This window comes from Shewanella sp. ZOR0012 (genome assembly GCF_000798835.1).
Lineage (GTDB): Bacteria > Pseudomonadota > Gammaproteobacteria > Enterobacterales > Shewanellaceae > Shewanella > Shewanella xiamenensis.
On sequence record NZ_JTLE01000094.1, the window covers coordinates 2,360,037 to 2,365,835 of the forward strand.

Below are 5,799 nucleotides of genomic sequence, written 5' to 3' on the forward strand. Positions count from 1 at the left end.
ACGATTCGTTATTTAAGCAACAAGGGTGCTTGGCTCCCTTGTTGCTTAGCTCTTCAACGATTAGATTTTTAAACCCACCATCAGCTGGTCCAATTGTCCCGCGGTGGCTTGCAACTCATCACAACCCGATACCGATTGGTTCGCCGATTGCTCGACATCGTGGGATTGATTGCGAATTTCCATCAGATTGGTCGCGATTTCGTTAGCTACGGCCGATTGTTCTTCCGCAGACGTGGCAATCAACACACTCATTTCGAACACGCGGCTGCTATGGTGGGCAATCGACTCGAGATCTTTACCCGTTTGCAGTACATGCTGTTTGCCTTCACTTGCTTGACTCACGGTGCGAGACATCACTTGAGTGAGGTTACGTGTGCCTTGTTGCAGCGACTCAATCATGGCTTTAATTTCTACCGTTGCAGCTTGCGTGCGGCCAGCGAGGGTTCGTACCTCATCGGCCACTACCGCAAAACCGCGACCCTGTTCGCCGGCACGCGCCGCTTCAATCGCGGCATTTAACGCGAGTAGGTTAGTTTGTTGCGAGATAGCATTAATGGTCGAAACCACCTCATCAATCTTACTGGCGTTGTCGTTGAGGGTATTGACCGCATTTGATGCAGCAGAAATCTCATCCGACAGCACATCAATTGCGCTTACTGTGGTTTCAATATCCTTAGAACCCGCATTAACCTGTTGATTCGCCTCTTGGGTTTCGGCGGAGGATTGCTCGGCGTTGCGCGCCACTTCTTTTACCGCAGCGGTCATTTCTTCCATCGCCGTGGCTAAGGAGTCGAGGTGGTGACGTTGATTGACCGCAAGGGCTTGTCCTTGCTGAGCCGTACTTCTAAAAGATGAAACCACTTCGCGGATCTTGCTGGTGGATTCTGCTATCTGCTTCACCAAGTTGTGCTGGCGCTCGACTAGCGTGTCGATACTGATAGCTAAGATGCTGAATTCATCTTTGACTTCGAAGAAGTTTAATCGGCCAGTCAAATCCCCCGAAGCGGCACGTTTGAGTGCCATGACTGTGGTATAGAGTGCACCGCCAACGAAGGTAGAGATGTAGTAGCTAAACAGGAAGAGCACGAATAACAGTACTGCCATCAGGCTGTAGACTAAGATATTGTCATCGGCTAAAAGGGCGTTAAGTTGACGATCATCGACTGGAATGATGGTCAGCATATTTTGATCATTAACCGAGCTAACAGCCCGATTAGGTGAACTGCTGGTATCAATACCACCGCCGCTGCGCGCAAGGGTTTGTGCGCGGCTATCAGCCTCAGAAACTGTAACAATCTGAACATTCTGTAAGCCTTGGCTCAGCTGATTAGGTAAATTTTGGCGCTCTTGCTCGGGTAGCTTGCTAGAAATCTGGGCGGCGAGTTGATTGATTTTCTGGGAAGTGTCTTGGAGCCCATGCAAATGGCTTTCAAGCAGGGTATCCCTAAACTGAGTATTTAAAAATACCGCTAATCCCACAATCATAAACATCGGAACTAGGGCGAGAATTGCAAATTTGGTTTTTAAGGTCATGTGGATAAGGTATTGATCTATCCAGCGAAATTTAACTTCTTTCATTAGCGCCTCGATAAATTGGGCTGTGACCAAATGGATATCGGTCGATTTGCCATAGACTTTATGTTTTTCTGCTTAGTAAGCTGTTGCTTGTATTATTGTTGTCCAATTGCGGCATTTTTGTTTGTTTTGCAGCAATTTTGGCAAGGTACAAACATAAGTTTACAGTTTAGTTACATGTGTCGCCAGTGGTTAGTGCGTGATCACGTGACTGCTGTAAAAATCGACAAATGTCTTTCCAAGGCGATCAACTTGGAAGGTTTGTTGGGATAACACATGAATTTGCATGATAAAAACCCCGAATAAGCCCTAGTAATATGCCGCTCGCTCGCGTAAAATTTCTCTCCTTTTATTTCGTTATAGCTAGCAAAGCGTCTGGCATTAACGCCCGATAACCTGAGCACCGAAATAGCCTGAAAGTTTGGCGCCCATAGCACTTGTTTATCAAGCGCGACTATGCAGTGGAAGAGAAAATGCAGCAGTTAACTGAGATCGTAGAACAAGCCTTAGTCATTATTGACCAGGCCAGTGATCTAAAAGCACTGGATGATATCCGTGTCGATTACCTAGGTAAGAAAGGTAAGATCACCGACATGATGAAAATGATGGGCAGCTTAAGTCCTGAAGAAAAACCCGCTTTTGGTCAGGCGGTCAATGATGCGAAACAGGCCATTCAACAGAAATTAACTGAGCGCATCGACGTCCTGAGAAGTGCAGAGCTAGAAGCCAAATTAATTGCCGAAAAGATTGATGTGACGCTACCTGGTCGCACTATCGAAATCGGTGGTTTACACCCAGTGACGCGCACCATTGAACGTATCGAAACCTTTTTTGGGGAATTAGGGTTTTCGGTAAAACAAGGCCCTGAAATCGAAGATGATTTCCATAACTTCGACGCCTTGAATATCTCTGAGCACCACCCAGCGCGTGCCGACCACGATACGTTTTATTTTAATCCTAAGCTGATGCTGCGTACCCAAACCTCGGGCGTGCAAATTCGTACTATGGAAACTGAAAAGCCGCCATTGCGGATTATTTCACCAGGTCGTGTGTATCGTAACGACTACGACCAAACTCACACGCCAATGTTCCACCAAGTGGAAGGTTTGCTGGTCGATGAAAACGTTAACTTCGCCGAATTAAAAGGCGTGTTGCATGATTTCCTGCGTAACTTCTTCGAGGAAGATTTGCAGGTGCGTTTCCGTCCTTCTTACTTTCCCTTCACTGAGCCTTCAGCCGAAGTGGACGTAATGGGTAAAAACGGCAAATGGTTAGAAGTGTTAGGCTGCGGTATGGTGCACCCAAATGTGCTCCGTAGTGTTGGCATTGATCCAGAAAAATACTCTGGTTTTGCTTTTGGTATGGGTGTTGAGCGTTTAACAATGCTGCGTTACGGCGTAAACGATCTACGTTCGTTTTTCGAAAACGACCTGCGTTTCCTGAAGCAATTTAAATAACGGAGCTGTATAGCATGAAATTTAGCGAATCTTGGCTTCGTGAGTGGGTCAATCCTGCCGTTAGCCGTGAAGCATTATCCCACCAGATCACTATGGCTGGACTCGAAGTTGATGGCGTTGATGCCGTGGCTGCAGAGTTTAGCGGTGTTGTGATTGGTGAAGTGGTCGAGTGTGGCCAGCACCCAGATGCAGACAAACTGCGCGTGACTAAAGTCAGTGTCGGCAGCGGTGAGCTTATCGATATCGTCTGTGGCGCACCTAACTGCCGTCAAGGCTTAAAAGTGGCCGTAGCAATGGTCGGTGCCGTACTGCCAGGCGATTTTAAAATTAAGAAGGCTAAGCTGCGTGGTATGCCTTCAGAAGGTATGCTGTGTTCATACAGCGAGCTGGGTATTGATATCGATAGCGATGGCATTATCGAACTGCCATTAGATGCACCATTAGGCAAGGATTTACGTGAGTATCTCCAACTTGATGATGCCGTGATTGAAGTGGATTTAACCGCTAACCGTGCCGATTGCTTAGGTATGGTAGGTTTGGCCCGTGAAGTTGGCGTGTTAAACCGTCAAGCGGTAACCGAGCCACAGTGGCAAGCCGTGACGCCAAGCACTGATGCCAAAGTGGCTATTAATGTCAAAGAAACCGCAGCTTGCCCACGCTACTTAGGTCGTGTGGTGAAGAATGTGAACGTGAAAGCGGCTACGCCATTATGGATGCAGGAAAAACTGCGTCGCAGTGGTATCCGCTCAATCGATCCTATCGTGGATATCACTAACTTTGTGTTGGTTGAATTCGGTCAACCGATGCACGCCTTCGACCTTGCCAAACTGACTGGCGATATCCAAGTGCGTTTAGGTAATGGTGAAGAGAAAATCACCCTGCTCGATGGCAGCGAAGTGACTATTCCAAACGACACTCTAGTGATTGCCGACGATGCGCGTCCATTAGCCCTTGCTGGTGTGTTTGGCGGTGAATATTCGGGTGTGAGCGACACTACCCAAGACATACTGCTTGAATGTGCGTTCTTCGCGCCGTTAGCGATTATGGGTAAGTCACGCCGTTTAGGTCTGCATACCGATTCATCACACCGTTTCGAACGTGGTGTTGACCCTGAGATGCAGCACAAAGTTATGGACCGTGCGACTCGCTTAGTGCTGGATATTTGCGGCGGTGAAGCGGGTCCTGTGGTTGAAGCCAAATCTGACGCTGACTTACCAAAGCCTGCGCAAATTCTATTGCGTCGCAGCAAGTTAGATAAAATTCTGGGTCACCATGTTCCCGATAGCGACGTGGTTGAAATCCTCGAACGTTTAGGTTTCGGCGTCGTTGCAGGTGAGGGGAGCTGGCAGGTCACCACCGCCACTTACCGCTTCGATATGGCGATTGAAGAAGACTTAATCGAAGAAGTTGCCCGTATCTACGGTTACAACAACATTCCAAACGTTGCGCCCGTGGCGTCACTGCGGATGTCTGATCATAAAGAAACCGACTTAAGCCTCAAGCGCGTTCGTTCGCTGTTAGTGGCCCGTGGTTTCCAAGAAGCTGTGACTTACAGTTTCGTCGATCCTAAGCTGCAAAATCTGGTTCACCCAGGTGAGCAAGCCATGGTGTTACCGAACCCGATTTCTAGCGAAATGTCGGCCATGCGGTTGTCGATGTTCACTGGATTATTGACTGCGGTTGGCTACAACCAAAGTCGTCAACAGGGTCGCGTGAGACTTTTTGAAACTGGCCTGCGCTTTGTTCCTGATATTCATGCAGAATCCGGTGTAAGACAGCAAGCTATGCTCGGTTGCGTCATTACAGGGCTTCAAAATGACGAACATTGGTCAATGGAATCGAAAACCGTTGATTTTTTCGACCTTAAAGGTGATTTAGAAGCAATTATCGGCTTGACAGTTTCCGCATCAGAATTTAGCTTTAGAGTAGCGACGCATTCTGCTCTTCATCCAGGGCAATGTGCTGAAATATTGAGAAATGATCGAGTGATCGGTCATATAGGTGCTATCCATCCTAGTTTGGAGAAGCCTTTTGGACTCAATGGTAAAACCATCGTTTTTGAGTTGGAATTGGATGCTTTATTGCATACCAGTTTACCGCTAGCCCAAGCTGTATCTAAGTTCCCGGCTAATCGTCGTGACATCGCAGTAGTCGTAGATGAAAGTGTATCTGCAGGCGATGTAATGAAATTGATAAGAAAAGTTGGCGAAAATCAGTTGGTTGGCATAAACTTGTTCGATGTATACTTAGGTAAAGGTGTTGAGCCCGGCAAGAAGAGCTTGGCGATAGCACTTACATTACAAGACACTACTCGTACACTTGAGGAAAAAGAGATCGCTGAAACTGTAGATTCAGTTGTTTCTGCCCTGAAGACCGAGTTCAACGCATCGTTGAGGGATTAAAGTATGGCACTTACCAAAGCCGAAATGGCAGAACATCTTTTTGAAACACTCGGTATAAACAAGCGTGTAGCCAAAGAGATGGTTGAGTCGTTCTTTGAAGAAATTCGAGGCGCACTTGAAAGTGGTGAGCAGGTCAAGTTATCTGGCTTTGGCAACTTTGACCTTAGGGATAAGAATCAAAGACCGGGAAGGAACCCAAAAACAGGCGAGGATATCCCGATTTCCGCTCGCCGTGTCGTGACCTTCCGTCCCGGCCAGAAACTGAAAACTCGCGTAGAAGCTTCTAACGCGGGCAAGTAATTTTAGATGTTCGACAGTAAAGCCACTCCTTCGTGAGTGGCTTTACTATTTTCTTTTTATGGTGA

The 5,799-nt window shown here is 47.4% G+C and carries 4 protein-coding genes; 3 read left to right on the forward strand and 1 reads right to left on the reverse strand.

Features of this window, described 5'->3' with window-relative positions; all coding sequences use genetic code 11:
• Positions 1-60 precede the first annotated feature (60 nt).
• Positions 61-1,578 carry a methyl-accepting chemotaxis protein gene (locus L976_RS12010; protein ID WP_047536995.1) on the reverse strand — a complete coding sequence of 506 codons (1,518 nt, stop codon included), beginning with the start codon at positions 1,576-1,578 and terminating at the stop codon, positions 61-63.
• Positions 1,579-2,048: 470 nt separating this feature from the next.
• Here L976_RS12010 and pheS point away from each other — a divergent pair, with 470 nt between their 5' ends.
• From pheS to ihfA, 3 genes are read left to right on the forward strand one after another with little or no spacing between them, the layout of a single operon-like run.
• Positions 2,049-3,032, forward strand: coding sequence for a phenylalanine--tRNA ligase subunit alpha (pheS, locus tag L976_RS12015; protein WP_047540433.1), 984 nt, complete (start codon positions 2,049-2,051; stop codon positions 3,030-3,032).
• Between the two features lie 14 nt (positions 3,033-3,046).
• Entirely contained in the window at positions 3,047-5,434 is a 2,388-nt protein-coding gene (gene pheT, locus L976_RS12020) for a phenylalanine--tRNA ligase subunit beta (protein WP_047536997.1), read from the forward strand.
• Positions 5,435-5,437: 3 nt separating this feature from the next.
• Positions 5,438-5,734, forward strand: coding sequence for an integration host factor subunit alpha (ihfA, locus tag L976_RS12025; protein ID WP_011622581.1), 297 nt, complete (start codon positions 5,438-5,440; stop codon positions 5,732-5,734).
• Positions 5,735-5,799: the final 65 nt, after the last annotated feature.

Bases quoted from the DNA above. Each gene is read 5' to 3' on its own strand.
- L976_RS12010 (WP_047536995.1), bottom strand. From the start codon at position 1,578: ATGAAAGAAGTTAAATTTCGCTGGATAGATCAATACCTTATCCACATG.
- pheS (WP_047540433.1), top strand. From the start codon at position 2,049: ATGCAGCAGTTAACTGAGATCGTAGAACAAGCCTTAGTCATTATTGAC.
- pheT (WP_047536997.1), top strand. From the start codon at position 3,047: ATGAAATTTAGCGAATCTTGGCTTCGTGAGTGGGTCAATCCTGCCGTT.
- ihfA (WP_011622581.1), top strand. From the start codon at position 5,438: ATGGCACTTACCAAAGCCGAAATGGCAGAACATCTTTTTGAAACACTC.